This is a genomic window from Lujinxingia vulgaris (assembly GCF_007997005.1).
GTDB lineage: Bacteria > Myxococcota_A > Bradymonadia > Bradymonadales > Bradymonadaceae > Lujinxingia.
The window spans coordinates 126,355-145,377 of record NZ_VOSL01000043.1 but is presented as its reverse complement, the minus strand read 5'-3'; the positions used below and the strand labels follow the sequence as shown (position 1 = coordinate 145,377).

Genomic DNA, 19,023 nt, shown 5'->3' with positions numbered 1-19,023 from the left:
TCGCCCGGGGGGCCTTGTCGCTCGCCGGACGTCGGCACGGGGTGATCCTCACGTCAGCCGACTCCTCCCATCGAAAAAAGCCGACCTCCTTGCGGAGGCCGGCTTTTTTACGTGGATCGCTGTCGATACGCAGGTCGGCCGAAGCCAACCTGCGCGAGCAGCGTCAGCGGGTGTAGACCGTCGCGTTGATCGTGCCGCTCTCCAGCAACGTGGCGGTGTTGAAGTCCACGATGTTGGCGTCGATCACCGAGTTGATCGGCAGCACGAAGGTCGCGCTGTCTTCGCTGGCGTAGTCGCCCTCGTAGACCAGCACGTCGCCGGTGGTCTCGAAGCGAGCGCCGCCGCGAACCTCCAGGCTGTCGAAGGTGTGGGCGGCCCGCATCGTGTCGCCCTCGGCCACCGCTCCGGTGAGCGGGGCGCCGCCCAGCGGGGTCATGTCCAGCCAGAGGTCGGTGGCGTTGTGGCCGGTGATCGACAAGACCAGGTCATCGCGAAGATCGCCATCGTTGGCCTGGGCGGCGTTGGGACGGATGCGCTGACCGGCGAAGAATTCCGGCGCCATCGCCAGGCTCAGGCTTGCCAGGCCATCGGTGAAGACCTCATCGACGATGGAGGTGGTGACGTCGACCATCGGGGTGACGCCGGGGAGCGTCTTGTTGTCGATGATCAGGTCGCCGTAGGTGTGGCTCGCGCCCTTGAGGAAGATCGTGCCGGCGCCACCCACGTAGGTGCCACCGCCACCCTGGGCGAGCACATGGTCGAAGATCGAGGTGCCGGCAAAGCCGCCCTGCAAGCCGCCGGCGTCCATGCCGTGGAGGGCAATGCGACCGCCCCCGCCCGATCCACCGTTGGTGCGACCCAGACCACCGCGTGCGGTGATAAAGCCGCTGCCGAGCAGCGTGGAGGTCTCGATGAGAATCGATCCCCCGGAGCCGCCGCCCTGGTTGGAGCTTGTGCCGGGGTTACCGTCGGCGCTGATGCGACCCTGGACCGTGAGGACCCCGCCCGGGGCCATGGCCAGGTAGAGCTTGCCACCGCCGCGGTTGTTTCCGTAGCCGGTGCTCCCGAAGGTCGTCGGCCAGATATACGAGCCATAGGCGTCGTTGCTGTTGCGACCACCGAGGCCGCCGTGGGCGGCACCACCGTAGGTACCCACCGACCCGGTGTTGGGCTGCACCTGGTTGGGGGCCAGGCCGCTGAGCTCAATCGCAGCGTCGGCAGCGATCGTGACCTGCGCCGGAGCGTAAATGCTCAGGCCTTCCTCATGACCGACGGGATGGCGAAGCACCGCGTTGTCGCGAAGCTCCAGCAGGCCCGGGAGGTCGACCTTCTCAAACTGTGCGTCGGAGGCGCCGATGATGCGCACGTTGCCATCGCTGCGAATTTCCTCACCGCTGAGCGTGCTGTTGGCGATGCGCACCACGGAGCCAGCCCACAGCTTCTCAATGGTGCCGGTGGCCGCGACGATGTTCACCGTATCGACCACCGAGATGGACTCGCCGCCGACCACGGTGCCGAAGCCGCCTTCGTAGATCAGACGGTTGACGCCGGCGAGCTCGGTGAAGTCGGCGTTGATCGCCCCGGAGAGGCGCATCGTGGCGGTGTCACCGCTTTGAAGATCGCCCTGGCGCACCAGGATCTCGGCCCCTTCGGCGCGCAGCTCCGCGCCACCTCGGACTTCCAGGTTGTCGAAGACGTACACCGTGCCAAAGACGCGGTTCTCGGCGCTCAGGGCCGTGGGGTCTCCCGCAAGCTGCAGCGTGGAGCGGCTGTTGCCGGTCACGCGCAGGAGCTGGTCGTCGGTGAAGGTCGCCGTGGCGTTCTGCGCCACGTTCGGGTTGATGCGCACGCCGCGGTAGAGGTCGGCGGGCATATCAAGCGCGGTATCTTCGATGCTCGAGGTGGTGATCGTGTCAATCGTCCCCGAAGGGATCACGAGCAAGGGCGTGGGGCGGACCGCGTCGTTGTTGTCGACGATCAGGTCACCGTAGCTCTGCGCTTGAGAGCGAAGCCACACGGTGCCCGCGCCACCGTTCTCGTTGCCACTGCCGCCGCCAAACGCGGTGAGCGTCGTGTCAATCAACTCCGGGACGAAGTTGCCGGCGAGGTTGGCGGGGGTGAAGCCTTCGACGGCGATGCGTCCGCCGCTGCCGCCGCCGCCCGAGGAGCCGCCCTGGCCGCCGTCGGCGCTGATGGCACCGGCGCCGCGCAGCGTGTTGGTGTTGATGTAGATGCTGCCGCCGGCGCCACCGCCGTACGAGCTGCTGGAGAAGCGGGCGCCGTTGCTCGCGATGGTCCCGTCGAGGTCGATCACCCCGCCGGGGGCCATCTCAATCCACACGGCACCGCCGCCGCGACGGCTGCCGTAGCCGCCACCACCGAGGTGCCTCGGCGCGCTGTAGTCGCCATAGACCTGGCTTGAGCCGTTAGACCGACCACCCAGGCCGGCGTGCGTGCCACCGTCGTAGGTCCCCACGCTGTCGTTGAGGAAGCCCGGGCGACCGGTGTAGCCGCGCTCGCTCACATCAATGCTGGAGCTCGCGTCCACAAAGATGCCCGAGGCGCCCATGATGGCGAGGCCGTCTTCGCTTTCCGTGGTGTGCGTGAGCACGCTGGAGGAGAGCACATCGACGTAGTCTACGGTGATGAGGCTGGCGCTCAGGGTGCTTCCCTCGGCGCTCAGATCACCCGGGCCATCAATGTTCGTGATGGTCACGGTGCTGTTGGCCACCCGCGCGATGTCGTTGAAACGAAGCGACTCCATGGTGCCCTGGGCTGCTTCCACATCGACCCAGTCGATACGCGCCACGCCGTCGGGGGTCGACCAGTGACCGAAGTCGCCGGTGAGGCCCATGCGCGTGACGCCGGGCAGGTCGAAGAAGTTCGCGCTGACCGCACCCGAGGTCTCAAAGGTCGAGGTGTCGCGGCTGAAGCGGTCCCCCTCAAGCACCAGGATGTCGCCCGGGCTGGTGAGCTGCGCGCCGCCCAAAACCTCCAGGTTGTCGAAGATGTGCATGCCCCGGTAGCTGTCGCTGACCGTGGCTGCGGTGGTCGGGTCGCCGTCCAGGATGAAGGTTGTGGCGTCGTGGCTCACGATCGCCAGCGCCGTGTCATCGCTGAGGGTCTCGGTGGCGTTCTCGGCCACGTTGGGCTTGATGTAGCTGCCCACGTACCAGTCGGTGGGCACGTCCAGGCTGAAGTCGCTGATCGACTGCCCGTCGAGGGCGTTGATGATGCTGTCGCCCAGCGCCAGAAGCGGCGTGGTGCCGATGTTGCCGCAGTTGTTGACGATGAGATCACCGTTCTGCTGCGCGTTGGTGCGCACAAAGATCGTGCCCGCACCGCCGACCTCGTTGCCGGTGCCGCCGCAGGACTGCACCGCGTCGACAATCGACTCGCCAGCGAAGCTGTCGTGGAGGCCGCCGGAGGTGAGGTTCACCAGCGCGATGCGGCCCCCGCCGCCACCGCCACCGGAGGAGCCGCCCTGGCCGCCGTTGGCACTGATGACGCCGTCTCCGCGCAGCTGCGGGGTCGACAGGTAGATCGAGCCACCGGCGCCGCCGCCGTACGAGGAGCTGCTGTAGCGCTGGCCATCGGCACGCAGCGCGCCGTCGATGCGGGCATAGCCCGAGGGGCCGACGGTGATGCGCGCCACGCCGCCACCGCGCCGGCTGCCGTAGCCACCGGAGCCGGGTGTCGAAGGCGACTGGATGTTGCCGTTGACCTCATTCGAGCTGCGACCGCCCAGACCACCGTGGGAGCCGCCCCCGTAGGTGCCGCGCTCGCCAGAGCCCTCCACCGCACCCAGGATGCCCTTGGCGGAGACGTCCAGGGCACTCGCCGCGTCGATGCTGAAGATGGTGTCGACGCTGATGTCGAGGAAGCTGTCCTCGTCGTGCGTCAGAACCGCGCCGTCTTTGAGCTGGAGGCACTCGAAGTGGTGGGTGCCGTTGATGGTCACGGTGATGGGAGCGTCGATGACCAGGCAGGCGTCCTCGTAGGTCTCGTCGCCGGCGTCGATGGTCGTGTCGGTCACGATCGTCGAGGAGACGACATACGAGAAGCCGTTGGCGATCGTGACGCTCTCGCCATCGGAGTCGGTCACGGTCACGTCCGCCGAGCCCACACTTCCGGCCGGGCTACGGCCTTCGATGCGCGTCGGAGAGAGGATGGAGATGCCGGTCGCCGGCGTGCCGCCGATGCTCACGGTGGTGCCGGGGACAAAGCCCGAGCCTTCGAGCACGAAGGCCGTGCCACCGCTCTCGCTACCGTAGTTGGGCTGAAGGCCGGTGGCCGTCAGCGTACGGGTGAGCGGGTCGGTGCCCTGGTCGAGCTCGTCGCCGTCGTTGATGCCGTCGCCGTCGGTGTCCGGATCGAGCGGATCGGTCTCACCGGCGTCGACCACGCCGTTGCCGTTGAGGTCTTCCTCGCCATCGCGCAGGCCGTCATCGTCGGCGTCGGGGTTGAGCGGGCGAAGGTCGTCGCGATCGTTGACGCCGTCACCATCGGTGTCCGGGTTGAGCGGGTTGGTGATGACGCCGTCGCTGCCTGCGGTCGTCTCTTCGATGTCGCTCAAGCCATCGCCGTCGTCGTCGGAGTCGAGTTCGTCGGGCGTGCCGTCGCCGTCGGTATCGCGGCTGTACTCGGGATCATCAGGCAGGGCGTCTTCGCCATCCGGGATGCCGTCGCCGTCGGTGTCCGCGTTGAGCGGGTCGGTCTCGCCAGCGTCAAACTCGCCATTGAGGTTGCGATCTTCATAGCCGTCGCTCAACCCGTCGCCGTCGGTGTCCGGGTTGGTCGGATCGGTCTCACCGGCGTCGACGATGCCGTTGGCGTTCTTGTCTTCCTGGCCATCGAGCAGCCCGTCCTCGTCGGTATCCGGGTTGTTCGGATCGGGGTCGATCGCGTTGGGAAGTCCGTCGCCGTCGAGGTCGCCGGTGGGGTTGGTGTCGGCGACCAGCGGCTCGGGATCGACGCCGTCGAGGATGCCGTCACCGTCGGTGTCGTTGTCCAGCGGGTCGGTTTCCCCGGCGTCAACGCGACCGTTGGCGTTCTTGTCTTCCTGACCGTCGACGATGCCGTCGCTGTCGGTGTCCGCGATGATGGGAGAGGTCTCACCCTCATCGACGCTGCCGTTGCCGTTGCGATCTTCCTGGCCGTCGAGCAGCCCGTCGCCATCGGCGTCGGGGTTATTCGGGAAGGCGTCAAAGAGGTCGGGCACTCCGTCGCCGTCGCTATCGGCGTCGCTTACCGGAAGGTCCGGGTTGAGCGGGTGGCTGTCCACGCCGTCGAGGATGCCGTCGCCGTCGGTGTCCGGGTTGAGCGCGTCGGTCTCAGTGCCGTCGGCGATGCCGTTGGCGTTGCGATCTTCGTCGCCGTCGGAGATGCCGTCGCCATCGGTGTCCGCATCATTGGGGTCGGTCTCGCCAGCGTCGACGATGCCATTGCCGTTGCGATCTTCCTGACCATCGAGCAGGCCGTCGTCGTCGGTATCGGCGTTGTTGGGATCGCCATCAACGCTGTCCGGGACGCCGTCAAAGTCGCTGTCGAGCTCCCCGGGAAGCGGCAGGCTCGGGTCAAGAGGGTGGTTGTCGACGCCGTCGTAATAGCCGTCGCCGTCGGTGTCCGGGTTGAGCGGATCGGTCTCATCGGCGTCGACTTCGCCGTTGCCATTGAGATCTTCCAGGCCGTCGTTGAGCCCGTCGTCGTCGGTGTCGGCGTCCATCGGGTCGGTCTCACCGGCGTCGATCACGCCGTTGGCGTTGCGATCTTCCTGACCGTCGAGCAGGCCGTCGCCGTCGGCGTCGGGGTTGTTCGGATCGGGATCGACGGCGTCAGGGACGCCGTCGCCATCGCTGTCCCCGATGCTCGGGCCCGGGACGAAGGGATCGAGCGGGTCGGGGTCGACGCCGTCGAGCACGCCGTCCTCGTCGGTGTCCGCGTTGTCGGCGCGGGTGCCGATGGCAACTTCATCGATGTTGCGCAGCCCGTCACCGTCCGGATCGTCGAAGGCGTCGCGCACCAGCGGGTCGGTGCCCGCCGCGCGCTCCTGGCTGTCGGTCATCGTGTCGCCGTCGGTGTCAGCGAGCAGCGGGTCGGTGCCGATGGCGACCTCGATGCCGTCGTTGAGGCCGTCGCCGTCGGTGTCCGGGTCGAGCGGATCGGTGCCGTAGGCGGACTCCAGACCGTCGTTGAGGTCGTCGCCGTCGGTGTCCGGGTTGAGCGGATCGGTCTCATCGGCGTCGACGATGCCGTTGCTGTTGGCATCTTCGTCGCCGTCGCGCAGCCCGTCATTGTCGGTGTCCGGATCGTTCGGGTCGGTACCCGAGACCTTGACCTCCAGCCCGTCGGAGAGGCGGTCGTTGTCGGTATCGCCACTGAAGGGGTCGGTCTCGCCAGGATCGACGATGCCGTTGCCGTTCTTGTCTTCCTGACCGTCGAGCAGTCCGTCATTGTCGCTGTCGGGGTTGTCCGGGTCTTTGTCGATCGCGTTGGGCACGCCGTCGCCGTCGCGGTCCGCGGCGCTGTCAGCTTCGCTGCCGGGGATCGTCGGCTCGTCGTCGACGCTGTCGAGGATGCCGTCGCCGTCGGTGTCCGAGTTGTTCGGGTCGGTGACGACGCCGTCTTCGCCGGGGATGCTCTCCTCGAAGTCGTCCAACCCGTCGCCGTCGCTGTCGGGGTTGTTCGGGTCGGTCTCGCCAGCGTCGACGACGCCGTTGCCGTTTTCGTCTTCCTGCCCGTCAAGCAGGCCGTCGCCGTCGCTGTCGGGGTTGTCCGGGTTGGCGTCGACATCGTCCGGGACACCGTCGCCGTCGCGATCCGCCGGACCGCCTTCGCCGGGGATATTGGGGTCGGTGGGGTCAGGATCGACGCTGTCGAGGATGCCGTCGTTGTCGGTGTCGTTGCCGAGCGGGTCGGTCACAAAGCCGTCATTGCCCGCGATGACCTCTTCCCCATCGCTCAACCCATCGCCGTCGCTGTCCGGGTTGGTCGGGTAGGTCTCACCGGGGTCCACTTCGCCGTTGAGGTTCTCGTCTTCCTCACCGTCGAAGAGCCCGTCGCCGTCGGTGTCGGCGTTGTTGGGATCGGGATCGAGGTCGTCGGGGATGCCGTCACCGTCGGCGTCATCGCCGGCGGCTGGCTCAAGCGGGAAGGGATCCTCGCCATCGGGGATGCCGTCGCCGTCGGTGTCGGGGTTGGTCGGGTCAGTGCCCAGCTGCACTTCGTCGTAGTCGCTAATCCCGTCGCCGTCGGTGTCGACCTCGTTGGGGTTGGTGCCCAGATCGAGCTCTTCGGCGTCGGTGAGGCCGTCGCCGTCGGTGTCGACGTTCGGGTCGCTGAAGGGAATCAGCGGGTTGGGATCTTCGCCGTCGAGCAACCCGTCATCGTCGGTGTCCTCGTCAAGAGGATCGGTCCCCAGCAGGATCTCGTCGCCGTCGGAGAGCCCGTCGTCGTCGCTGTCTTCATCGAGAGGATCGGTGCCTTCGGCTTTCTCCAGATCGTCGGTAAGCCCGTCGCCGTCGGTGTCCTTTCTTCTGGGATCGGAGCCGAAGTCGGCTTCTTCGCCGTCGCTAAGCCCGTCGCCGTCGGTGTCGGGGTTGAGCGGATCGGTGCCCTCCGCCATCTCCTCGCCATCGGTGCGGCCGTCGTGGTCGCTGTCGACGTTCAGCGGGTTCGTGCCCTGATCGACCTCGCCACCATCGGTGACGCCGTCGCCGTCGGTGTCGGGGTTATTGGGGTCGGTACCGAGGTCAGCTTCCTCGTCATCGCTGAGTCCGTCGCGGTCGGCGTCGTCGGGAAGCACCTCTTCCACGTCGGCGTCGGTGTCTCCGACGTCGGGTTCGGTGTTGACGTTGGAAGCGACCCCGTCATCGCCGCAGGCCACGGCGACGGAGAGAAGCACGGAAAGCAAAACAAGACGAAATCTCATGACAACCCTGGAGATAAGGTGTGGCAAAGGCGTCAACGAAGCCGGACAGAAGGCCGGATCGCGGGCCGGCATTCAACGCACCGCGTTGTGCCAGTGAGCTTGAAGATCGGAGGGGAGAGGTGTGTGGGGTGGGATTAAAGCTAAACGCTTTCAATGTCTTACAATATGGAACGAATAGTTACAACCCGCCTCTCAGCCCACGCATCAATGCGCTCCGGAGGCGTTGATGCGTCAGGGTGTCGTGAGCCCCCGGCCACGACCGGTCGCGGCGAGGGGATGCGCCAGGGACGGAGGTCCGGGTGCGTTTGAGCTCGGGGTAATGTGCGTGAATTCGGGCGCCGTCGGTGCGAACACGACCCCGCTCTCGCACCACCCGGCGAGGTGGGATGAGCAGCTCAGGGATGCACAAACCCTCGCTGGCTCCGCCGGGTTCTCAACGGGGAGGGGGCTGCGCCTGCGTCTCCCGAGACGTTGAACGCATCGCGACCGCGGGCGTGCAAGGAGGCCGGTTGAGCTCGCCAGGGCGAGCGTGTCAGCGCTTCTCTTCCAGCGCGCTCCACTCCGCCCACAGGACCTTGATCGCGTCGTTGAGGGATTGAAGCTCTCGATTGAGCGGCCCGACCTCCGAGCTCCGGCTGGCATAGAGCGCCGGATCGCTGAGCTGCGCTTCGATATCCCCCTTTTTCTCCTCGAGCCTCTCCAGCTCACCTTCGAGCTCCGTGAGGCGCTGGCGTTCTTTAAAGCTCAACCCCGCGCGCTCTGCCTTCGGTGCGCGCGTCTTCTGCGCGTCGTCCTTACGTCGCGTCCTGCCAGGCGCGGACGTGCTGGCATCCGCGCCCACCGCCGAGGTCTTCGCCGGAGACAGCGCCGGCCGTCGCGCGCGATACGCGTCGTAGTCGCCCTCGTAGCGTTGCAGCGTGCGATCTTCGACGGCCGCGATCGCCGTGCACGTCGCGTTGAGGAAGTAGCGGTCGTGGCTCACCATCACCACGCAGCCCTCAAAGCCGGAGAGCGCTTCTTCGAGCGCGTGCAGCGCCATCATGTCGAGGTCGTTGGTGGGTTCGTCGAGGATGAGCACGTTGGCGTTCTGGGCGATGACTTTGGCCAGCGCCAGGCGCCGGCGCTGTCCGCCGGAGAGGGTGCGCACTTTCGCGCGCTGCAGGTGCTTGTCGAAGAGAAAGCGCGCCAGATAGTCGCGCTTGTGCAGCCGCTGGTTGCCCAGCCACACGTAGTCGCTCACCCCCATCGCCTCCAACACGGTGGCCTCCGGCGGCCCGCCGGTGGCGTCCTGCCGCAAATACGCGATCTCGGTCTGCTCCCCATGCTCCACGCGCCCCGCGTCGGGGCGCAGGTTCCCCACCAGCATCTCCAGGAGCGTGGACTTGCCGCAGCCGTTTGGCCCCACGATCCCGACCCGGTCGCCGGGACGCAGGCTCAGATGGGCCGACTCAAAGAGCGCCACCCCCTCGCTGCCTCCCCGACGCGCAGCCTCAAAGGACTTCCAGACCCCGGCCGCCACAAGGATCTGATCGCTAAACGGGCCGGGCGGCGGGACGACAATCTCAATCTGACGGCGCTGGTAGACGGGATCCTGCCGGCCGGCCTCCTCAATCTCCTCGACCCTCCAGCGCGCGCGCCTCGCGGTTGATTTTGCGCTGCCATCGAGCCATTCGCGCTCGCGTTCCAGCTCCTTCTGGCGTTTTTCTTCGGTGCGCTCGCGCACCTCCATGCGATGCAGGCGCCGCTCCATGTACGTTTTAAAGCTGCCCGGGTAGTCGTAGAAGCCGTCGTGGTCGATCTCCAGGATGCGCCCGGCGACTTGCTCGAGAAAGTAGCGGTCGTGCGTGATCAGCATCAGCGCGCCCTGGCGGGCCTGCAGCCAACCCTCGAGCCACTCCACCGCCTCGGCGTCGAGGTGGTTGGTCGGCTCGTCGAGCAGCAAGAGCTCGGCGTCATCGAGTAGCGCGCGCGCAAGCCCCACGCGTCGGCGTTGCCCCCCCGAAAGCAGTCGCATCGGCACATCGATCAGCGCCGAGAGGCCCAGGCGGTCGAGCATCTCTTCGACGCGATGCTCCCAGTCCCAGCCCCCGACAAGCTCGATATGTTGTTGAAGTTCGGCCTGGCGCTCCAGGAGCTCCGCCATCTCTGTGTCGTCCAGCGGCTTGGCCAGTTGCGCGCTCACGGCGTTGAAGGCTTCAATCGCCTGGCGCGTCGGCGCCATCGCCCGCGCCACGACTTCGCGGCAGGTGGTCTGCGGCCCGAAAGCGACCTCCTGCGCCAGATAGCCCACCCGGGTGCCCCCGCGCAGCGTGATGTCGCCCTGGTCCGGGTTGAGCTCCCCGGCGATCAACTTCAGCAGCGTGGACTTGCCGCAGCCGTTGGGGCCGACCACCGCCACCCGCTCTCCGGCGTCGAGCCCGAAGCTCACATCGCGGTAGAGCGCCCGGGCGCCAAAGCTCATGTTCAGATCTCGTACGTTTAACAGGTTCATAACCCTCATCTAGCACAGGTACTTGCCGGCGGTCAGGTGCGCCTCGGCGCCAGTCACGCGCTGAAATAGCGGGCGAGCCTGGACGCTTCTTCCATCAAAGCCCCCGGAGGCGTTGGGGGGCGTGGGAAGTCTATGAGGAGGACGCGATGAACCTGAGATTTTCTGGAGAGCAAAGCCCGGCCACGTTAACCGACACCGACACCGATGTGGTGGTCTCGCGGATCGACTTCCGTACCGACGGGGACACCTTTTTCCTCGATTACCTCTGGACCAACCCCGAGTTTCGGGGGCAGGGCCACGCCCGCGAGATGGTCGATCACTTCTCGGCCTTCGTGCAAACGAGGGGAGGGCGCATCACCCCGATCTGCGGGGTGGCCCGGGCGATGATGCAGGGCGACGCGCGCTACACCGACGTGCTTCATGTGGGCCTGCGCCCCCGCTGACGCGACGCCTTCATCCAGGGCGATCATCCTCGCCCGCGGCTGACGCGTCGCGTCAGGCGTTTCTCCCGCCAAATCGCCGCGAACCTCCCTTGTCGCCCCGCTTGAGCGTGTGTTAGTTCTGCGCCAAATCGAGCCGACCGCTCGCGCGCCTGCCGCTCGCGCGCGGATGCCCAACCCGGGCATGCGCCGACCCCGTTTAACCTGTCGACACACGCGTCGTACGCCCGCACTGGAGGTGAAGTGGTGGAACCTACACAGCAAGGTAACCTGAGCCCGTCCACACAGCCCACAACCAACGGTTCGGGCTCCACGCATCAAGGCAATCAACCCTACTACGGGTTGAGCAAAGATGAGCTCGTCGAGATGTTCCGGCTCATCTACACCTCACGAAAGCTCGATGACGCCGAGATCAACCTGAAGCGTCAGCAGAAGATCTACTTTCAGATCTCGGGCGCCGGTCACGAAGCCGTCCTCGTCGCCGCTGGCAAGGTGCTCAAGCCCGCCTACGACTGGTTCTACCCCTACTACCGCGACCGCGCGCTCTGCGTGACCCTGGGCATGACGCCGCTGGAGGTCCTGGCCGAGGCGGTCGGCTCGTCGGAAGACCCCAACTCCGGCGGTCGGCAGATGCCGGCGCACTGGGGCCACAAAGATCTCAACATCGTCAGCCAGTCTTCCTGCACCGGCACCCAGATGCTGCAGGCCGCCGGCGCCGCGCAGGTCGCCCGCATCATGGCGGCGGTCGAAGGCCTCCAGGATCGCAAGGACCAGTACACCGGCGACGAGATCATCTACGTCTCCATCGGTGATGGCGCGACGAGCGAGGGCGAGTTCTGGGAGGCGATCAATACGGCCAGCGCGATGAAGTTGCCGGTGATGTTCATGGTCGAGGACAACGGCTACGCCATCAGCGTGCCGGTCAGCGTTCAGACCGCCGGCGGCTCGATCTCGAAGGCCTGCTCCGGCTTTGAGAATCTCTTCATCACCGAGTTCGACGGCTGCGACCCGGTCGAGAGCTATGGCAAGTTGCAGGAGGCCGCCGACTACATCCGAAGCGGCAAGGGCCCGGCGCTCGTGCACGCGCACGTGGTGCGCCCCTACAGCCACTCGATGTCCGACGACGAGAAGCTCTACAAGCCCGACCACGAGCGCGAAGCCGAGGCAAAGCGCGACCCGGTGAACGCCTACCCGGCCTGGCTCATCAAAGAAGGCATCGCCACTGAGGATGAGATCGCTGCGGTGCGCGCCGAGGTGGAGGCCACCGTCCGCAAAGCGGTCGATGACGCCCTGGAGCTTCCCACGCCGCACCCGGACACCGCCCTCGACTACATCTACTCCCCTGACGTCGACCCGACCTCCGGCGACTTCGAGACCTCCCCGGTCTACGAAGACGACGCGCAGGAGACCACGATGGTCGACCTCATCAACGATGCGCTGCGCACCGAGATGCGCCGCGACCCCTCGATTGTGGTCTTCGGCGAAGACGTCGCTGACGTCACCAACGAGGAGCTACTCGGCAAGGTCAAAGGCAAAGGCGGCGTCTTCAAGGTCACCCACCGCCTCCAGGAGGAGTTCGGCGGCGTGCGCGTCTTCAACAGCCCGCTGGCGGAAGCCAACATCATTGGCCGTGCCATCGGCATGGCCACCCGCGGCCTCAAACCCGTCGTGGAGATCCAGTTCTACGACTACATCTGGCCGGCGTACATGCAGCTCAAGAACGAGCTCTCCAACATCCGCTGGCGCTCCAACAACAACTTCAAGGCTCCGGTCGTGGTGCGTGTGCCCATCGGCGGCTACCTCAAGGGCGGCGCGCCTTACCACAGCCAATCCGGCGTCACCCTCTTCACCCATGTGCCGGGCCTGCGCGTTGTGATGCCCTCCAACGCCGAGGATGCCAACGGACTTCTGCGCACAGCGATCCGCGGCGACGACCCGGTGATGTTCCTGGAGCACAAGCACCTCTACCGGCAGACCTACAACAAGGGGCGAAACCCCGGCCCCGACTACATGATCCCCTTCGGCAAGGCCAACATCGTTCAGGAGGGCACCGACCTGACGATCGTGACCTACGGCGCGCTTGTGGAGCGCAGCCGCCGCGCCGCGAAGATGCACCCGGAGCTCAGCGTCGAGATCCTCGATCTGCGTACGCTCAGCCCCTACGACTGGGACGCCATCAGCGCCTCGATCAAGAAGACCAATAAGGTCATTGTTGCCTACGAAGACAACATGAGCTGGGGCTACGGCACCGAGATCGCCACCCGCATCGCCGACGAGCTCTTCGAGTACCTCGACGGGCCGGTCAAGCGCGTCGCCGCCCTCGACAGCTTCGTGGCCTACCACCCTGACCTCGAAGATCGCATCCTCCCGCAGATCGAAGATCTGGCCGAGGCGATTGAGTGGCTGGCGAAGTACTGAGTTAAGCATCACGTAAGCATCAACGAAGAAGGCCGGGAGCGTGTGCTCCCGGCCTTCTTCGTTTTGACCCTACCCGCTCAGCCTCCCCAGTCCCCGATCCATCGATTCCCGTGAGCATCTTCGTCCGGCGGCGAGCTCGCGTCGGTCGCCAGCGTCAGGTCGTCGATAAACGCGTGGTTGGAGGGTGGCTCTTCATTATTCCAGTACGAAAAGATGTAGAGGTGGTCGATGCTTCCGTCGGCCGTCTCCAGCGTGGGGACATCGGTGCGATCAAAGATCAGCGCGTCATCGCGCCACACCCGAAAGCGGGCCTGACCTCCCTCATCGACCGGCACATCGTCGACAAAGACGTACATCTCGTAGCGTTCCCAGCGGCCTCGCGGGATGGCCGGCCCATCGTAGGTCTCCCAGACATCGTGCATCTCTTTGATCACCCGCAGCACCGTCTCGGTGCTATCGGCGTTGTCGATGTAGAGGTCATTGTAGCCGTGGTTTCCTCCGTCAGCGTCCGCGTTATGCAGGCGAATGAACTTCATAAAGGGCGTCGCCGAGAACTCAAAACTCTCCGGCCACCACACATACACCCTCACCCACACCTCGCCGCCCTTAAGCACCGGCGGGTCGACGGGGTGGCTTAGGCCCCACTTGCCGAATCCGCCGCCGTCACCCTCTTCGATCGCGACCCGAGCGGAACGTTCGCCCCGGAAGGCCTGCTGGTCGCTAACCGTGGTCCGCCCGAAGCCGCCGGGCGGCTTTTCGCCGAGCTCAACCTCCTCGTAATCATGGTGGAAGCGCGGCTCGAACTCAGGTTCGGGTGAGGCATCCGGAACCTCGAGGTCGGGGTCAGGGGTGACGTCGCCGGAAGCATCCCCCGGGTCCGAGACGTCGGAGGCCACGTCCCCGGGATCGTCTTGCGTGTCGTCTGCAACGTCTCCTGCATCGCCTGCATCGATGTCGCCACCGAGGTATCGGGCATCGTCCCCGGTACCTTCACCCTGGCAGGCGGACATCACCAACGCAGACGCCAGCACGACCACGCCCCATAACGTGTTCTCTCGAAGCATTCGACCTCCTCTTTCCCGGCGGGAATCATTTGGTTGCGAGGCTCTTTTCATAGCGTACTGCACGCGCACGATGCATCTGAACTTCGCTGAATTTTGTGCCGTCGAGTCGTTGGCCAGCGCATAACGTCGGGCTCGTACGCGCCGCCCTGGCTCACCGAGGAGCGATCCCTCATGCTGTCTTCCCCCTGGTTTCGTTGGACCCTCCTGGCTCTGGCCATCCCCGCGACGGTGGCGGTTGTGATGCTCCTTCACTCCACCGCCTGGCTCGCCAGCCTGGGGGGCTCGCTGGAAGGGGAGCGCCTCGAACGTGCGATGGCGTCTCTGAACTGGAGCGACGATGAAGCGATCTTCCTCAACCCCGTCGAGACCTCGGTGATGGAGCCCGGGGGCACCTGGGAGACGACCCGCGGCTGGTTCTCCAAACCGGCGGACGCCGTCCCCTCGCGCGAGCTCCCCACCACTACACCAGATCTCGCGTCGCCCCCTGAGAGCGGCCTGCGCCTGACCTGGCTCGGCCACTCCTCCACCTTGATCGAGATCGATGGGGCGCGCCTGCTCCTCGATCCCATCTTCTCGGAGCGCGCCTCCCCGTCCACGATGGTGGGCCCCCGGCGTTTTCACCCTCTGGTCATCCCGCCCGACGCGCTTCCGCCGCTCGATGCGGTGATCATCTCCCACGATCACTACGATCACCTCGACATGCAGGCCGTCCTCGACCTCGTGCGTCTGAGCGACGCGCTCTTTCTCGTCCCCCTGGGCGTAGGCGCCCACCTGGAGCGCTGGGGCGTTCCCGACGAGCGCATCGTCGAGCTGGACTGGTGGGATGAATACGACATCAAAGGCCTGACCATCGCCGCGACCCCCTCGCGCCACTTCACCGGGCGCGGGCTCTTCGACAGGTTTGAAACCCTCTGGGCCTCCTGGACCTTCGTCGGCCCCGACCATCGCGTCTTCTTCAGCGGCGATACCGGCCTCTTCGATGGCTTTCGCGACATCGCCGAGCGCTATGGTCCCTTCGACCTCGCCATGTACGAGATCGGCGCGTACCACCCGGCCTGGGGCCAGATTCACCTGGGACCCGAGGGGGCCCTTGATGCGTTTGCAATGATGGACGCGGCCATCGTCATGCCCATCCACTGGGGGAGCTTCGATCTCGGCATGCACAGCTGGACCGAGCCCATTGAGACCTTTGTCGCGCTGGCTGAAGCTCGCGGACATCGGTGGGTGACCCCGGCCCCCGGCGCTTCGGTGGAGCCGGGAGTCCATGAGCCTCGCTCTCCCTGGTGGCGCGTCAACGATCCTTAACCGCCATGGTCTTGAACTACCGGATCACCGCGCCAGGGTAGGGGCTCCCTCTGCGATCGCCGGCCCGCGCCCATTCCGAAACACATCACCGCCTTGGAGCCCCGTATGCTTCAGCCTCACTCCCTTTCTTCGCTCATGTTCGCGACCCTCATCGCCTGCGCGATCGCCTGCAACGAGCCATCGACCGACGTCGACCAGCCCTCCGATGCAGGGACAACCGGCGACATCGCCTTATCTGACACGTCCTCCTCCGACGCCGATCCTCTCGATCCGGACACCGAGGGGCCTACCGACGCTGAGGCCCCTGACGTCCACGACGCCTCGCCAGACATCCACGACACTGAATGCCCCGTCACAGCGACGGATGGCATCAGCGCACTGCTCGGAGTCGCCGAAGAGGGGCATCCCCTGGTGATCTGCGGGCGAGGTTTTGGTGATCTGGGACCCACGACCTACTTTTTGGATGATTTTGAGTCGGGCCAGGTTGGAGCACCGCTTGGTGCGGACGCAACCCGAGGGGCGTGGCTCGATCCCCGCGGCACCTACGTCGACGACGCCGCGCTCTCCGGCACCAACGCGCTTCTGGTGGCCGACAGCGTGGAGACGGAGGGGCGAGGCGTTGGTGCTGTGCTGGGCTTCCCCGATGAGCAGGGGGATTTTGGCCTGACGCACTTCGATGAGTTCTTCGTGCACTGGTCGATGCGTGACCTGGGTGACTTCCCCGGCAACGACTCCAGCCCCACCGCCTTCTCATCCGACTCCAGCGCCAAAGACGTCTGGGTAATGTATGGCAGCCGCGGCGACAATTACGACTACTCCTGCAGCCAGGGCTCCTGCAACGGCAACGATATCGTGCTCGCCACCCACACCGGGAGAGGAAGCTTCAAAATCGACGGCAACACCACCAACACCAGCTGGTGGCTTGGCGATTACTGGGCCTTCCAGCAGTGGAACACCCTCTCGACCTACCTCAAAATCAACGCGGACGATCCTTACGGCGCCGTGACCGGCGTCTTTGAACATCTCACACAGGGGCAGGGCGTCTACCGCGACACCTACAACGAGGGCGTCCTGCGCGAAGATCTCACCGAGATTCCTCCCCTCTGGGATCGTCTGAAGTTCGGCGCGTGGTACCGCGGCGCCGGTGATGTGCGTCGAGTTATGGATGATATCTACGTGGCCGTAGGCCCCGGCGCCGCAGCGCGCGTCGAAGTGGCCAACGCCGCCAACTTCGACGAAGCTACCCGTGTCGTCATCTCCCCCGTTGCATCCTGGAGCGATGGGCGCATCGAAGTCGACCTGCGACTCGCCGACCTCTCCAGCAGCGATAGTGATCTCTACCTCTTTGTGGTCGATGCCGAACACCGACGCAGCGCGGGCGTGTTGCTCCCGCGTTAATGTGCGTGTGGTATATTCGGTGACGCGTCACCACGACGATTCAGGACGATGTATGGCTCCTCAAAAAGTCTTCGACAGCGCCGACGCGTACACGACGTCGATCACCACACTTCTCCCGGCCCACGCGCTGATGCGTGAGATCGCCATCGCGTCACTGGTGGCTCAGACCCCTGAGCGAGGCACCCTTGGCGTGGTCGGTTGTGGCCCCGGAGACGAGCTTGTTGCGCTCGCTGCGGCCTTTCCCGGCTGGGACATCATCGCCTTCGAACCTGCCGAGGCCATGGCCCGGACCGCCACAGAACGTCTGCGCGTCGAGGGGCTCGCTGCACAGGTCCGCGTCATCCCCCGAGCCCTGCGTCCGGCAGACGCTCCCGACTGGGACGCCGCCATCTGTTTGATGGTCACCCACTTCATCGCCCCCGGTTCGGCTCGTCGGGACTTCTGGAAGACATGGGCCCGTCACCTGCGCCCGGGCGCTCCCTGGGTGCTCTCCGAGATCGTCGCCACGACTCCCAAAGAACGTGAGGCCTGGGTGCGATGGGCTCGCCAGCAAGGCGCCTCCGAGGTGGAGCTGAAGCGCCTTGATGCCCGGCTGGCCGGCGATGGCTTCTATGTGCTCCCCGAGCATGACACCCTGTTGATGGCAGAACAGGCCGGCCTCCTCGCGCCCTGCACGCTGCTGCAGGTGCTTGGCGTACGCATGTGGTCTGGCACCCGGGGATAGCGGCGGTCTACACCGTCCACCGGCTCACGCGGAGCTCCGGATCGTCGGCCTGAAGCGCATCAAGAAGGCCGGAAAGCTCCATGACCTGATGCAGGTGCCAGACACCCGGCGCGACCTCGCCCCGGACTAGCGCTTTGACGGCGGCCACCGTCACTGTCGCGGTCGCCTGCGACTCACCGGCCCCTTCAACCCCTACCACATACGTCCTACCGTCCGTCGACGCCTCCGATCGCGCGCTGGCGGCAACTCTCCATCGCTCCGTCCCCATCGCGAAGTGCTGCAGCCCCGCGATCGTTATATGACGCAGGGCGTTGTGGCGCAGCGCGCGTGCTCCGCCCACGCGGGAAAGCCACGCCAGCGCCCCGGTCACCACCCCCGAGCTCATTCGAAACCAGGTCTGCACACCTCGCGCATCGCTTCGTCTGGCGAGCGTGGCCTGATCGGCGAATGGAAAAGGGTAGTAGCGCTTTGCGCGCGCTTCATCGGCCCATCGCAACGTGCGCTGGCTCTCCAGACTTCGCACCTCGCTCCAGCCTTGCGGCCCCCGCACCTGAAATCGCGCATCAAGGTGATCCAGCATCCACCCGATCGCCGCCTCCCCGTGAACATCCCCCATGCCCAACTCGATCCACAGCGCGACCTCGCTCGTCGCGCCGGCATCTCGCATGGCCTCGGCACCCAGAAGGTTGGTGAGCCCCGGGGCCAACCCGACGCTCAGCAACGCCCGACCACCGGCGGCGACCGCCTCATCATCCAGCGCCTCAATGGCGGCCAGCAACCCGTCGTCGGCGCTGATATCCACGTAGCCTTTCCCCGATCGAAGCGCCGTAAGCGCCGCATGCTCGTCGGGAGCATCCACACACATCACGACGACGTCGATGTCCTGGATCGCCGCCTCAAACCTCTGCCGATCCGCCACATCGACCTGACGCGTTTCAACCTCAACCCCTCCAGCCGCCGCCGAGAGGTCGGACGCAAAGCGCGCCGCTTTCTCCTCCCGACGACCCGCCACCACAACGCGTATCCCACCGGCGCGCGCCAACCCCTCACTTACGCGTCGACCGACCTCACCGTAGCCGCCAATTACCAGCACCCTTGCATCATCCATCACATCACTCCTTGAAACGATCTGTGAGACCTCCGAGGCCATCTCGAAGGCCGTGGATGATGGCGACGCAGGGCGCCGTCGCCGGATTACACCGCGATCGTTTGTGTGGTGCTGCGTTGGGCCGGGATGCACCAACAAAACGAGG

9 protein-coding genes are annotated in these 19,023 nt (G+C 65.9%); 5 read left to right on the top strand and 4 right to left on the bottom strand.

All coding sequences use genetic code 11. The features are described 5' to 3' along the window. Positions 1-163: 163 nt before the first annotated feature. On the bottom strand, positions 164-7,903 hold the full coding sequence (locus FRC96_RS09065) for an IPT/TIG domain-containing protein (RefSeq protein WP_230470069.1): 7,740 nt from the start codon (positions 7,901-7,903) through the stop codon (positions 164-166). 559 nt (positions 7,904-8,462) lie between these two features. After that, a complete protein-coding gene (locus tag FRC96_RS09060; protein ID WP_230470055.1) occupies positions 8,463-10,421 on the bottom strand; it encodes an ABC-F family ATP-binding cassette domain-containing protein in 1,959 nt (652 codons plus the stop codon). A 65-nt stretch (positions 10,422-10,486) separates the two neighbouring features. On the opposite strand from FRC96_RS09060, the gene FRC96_RS09055 reads away from it, so the two are divergent. After that, positions 10,487-10,864, top strand: coding sequence for a GNAT family N-acetyltransferase (locus FRC96_RS09055; protein WP_349632749.1), 378 nt, complete (start codon positions 10,487-10,489; stop codon positions 10,862-10,864). A 240-nt stretch (positions 10,865-11,104) separates the two neighbouring features. Continuing rightward, positions 11,105-13,279, top strand: coding sequence for an alpha-ketoacid dehydrogenase subunit alpha/beta (locus tag FRC96_RS09050; protein WP_230470054.1), 2,175 nt, complete (start codon positions 11,105-11,107; stop codon positions 13,277-13,279). Between the two features lie 77 nt (positions 13,280-13,356). Here the strand turns inward: FRC96_RS09050 and FRC96_RS09045 are convergent, their stop codons facing one another. Then, positions 13,357-14,343: a hypothetical protein gene (locus FRC96_RS09045; protein ID WP_146974169.1), complete on the bottom strand. Its 987-nt coding sequence runs from the start codon at positions 14,341-14,343 to the stop codon at positions 13,357-13,359. Positions 14,344-14,514: 171 nt separating this feature from the next. Here FRC96_RS09045 and FRC96_RS09040 point away from each other — a divergent pair, with 171 nt between their 5' ends. The 3 genes from FRC96_RS09040 to FRC96_RS09030 all read left to right on the top strand — a co-directional run bounded on the left by FRC96_RS09040 (position 14,515) and on the right by FRC96_RS09030 (position 17,770). After that, the gene (locus tag FRC96_RS09040; RefSeq protein ID WP_146974168.1) at positions 14,515-15,648 is read left to right on the top strand and encodes an MBL fold metallo-hydrolase; all 1,134 of its coding nucleotides are present in this window, start codon (positions 14,515-14,517) and stop codon (positions 15,646-15,648) included. Between the two features lie 105 nt (positions 15,649-15,753). Next, entirely contained in the window at positions 15,754-17,046 is a 1,293-nt protein-coding gene (locus FRC96_RS09035) for a hypothetical protein (protein WP_146974167.1), read from the top strand. 52 nt (positions 17,047-17,098) lie between these two features. Continuing rightward, a complete protein-coding gene (locus tag FRC96_RS09030) occupies positions 17,099-17,770 on the top strand; it encodes a class I SAM-dependent methyltransferase (RefSeq protein WP_230470053.1) in 672 nt (223 codons plus the stop codon). 7 nt (positions 17,771-17,777) lie between these two features. Here FRC96_RS09030 and FRC96_RS09025 read toward each other — a convergent pair whose 3' ends face one another. Continuing rightward, complete coding sequence (locus tag FRC96_RS09025) at positions 17,778-18,878, bottom strand: SDR family NAD(P)-dependent oxidoreductase (protein WP_230470052.1); 1,101 nt, start codon at positions 18,876-18,878, stop codon at positions 17,778-17,780. Positions 18,879-19,023 lie beyond the last annotated feature (145 nt).

What these genes read in the sequence shown, in the direction of transcription:
- FRC96_RS09060 (WP_230470055.1), bottom strand. Translation starts at nt 10,421, where the DNA reads ATGAACCTGTTAAACGTACGAGATCTGAACATGAGCTTTGGCGCCCGG.
- FRC96_RS09045 (WP_146974169.1), bottom strand. Translation starts at nt 14,343, where the DNA reads ATGCTTCGAGAGAACACGTTATGGGGCGTGGTCGTGCTGGCGTCTGCG.
- FRC96_RS09040 (WP_146974168.1), top strand. Translation starts at nt 14,515, where the DNA reads ATGCTGTCTTCCCCCTGGTTTCGTTGGACCCTCCTGGCTCTGGCCATC.
- FRC96_RS09035 (WP_146974167.1), top strand. Translation starts at nt 15,754, where the DNA reads ATGCTTCAGCCTCACTCCCTTTCTTCGCTCATGTTCGCGACCCTCATC.
- FRC96_RS09030 (WP_230470053.1), top strand. Translation starts at nt 17,099, where the DNA reads ATGGCTCCTCAAAAAGTCTTCGACAGCGCCGACGCGTACACGACGTCG.
- FRC96_RS09025 (WP_230470052.1), bottom strand. Translation starts at nt 18,878, where the DNA reads ATGGATGATGCAAGGGTGCTGGTAATTGGCGGCTACGGTGAGGTCGGT.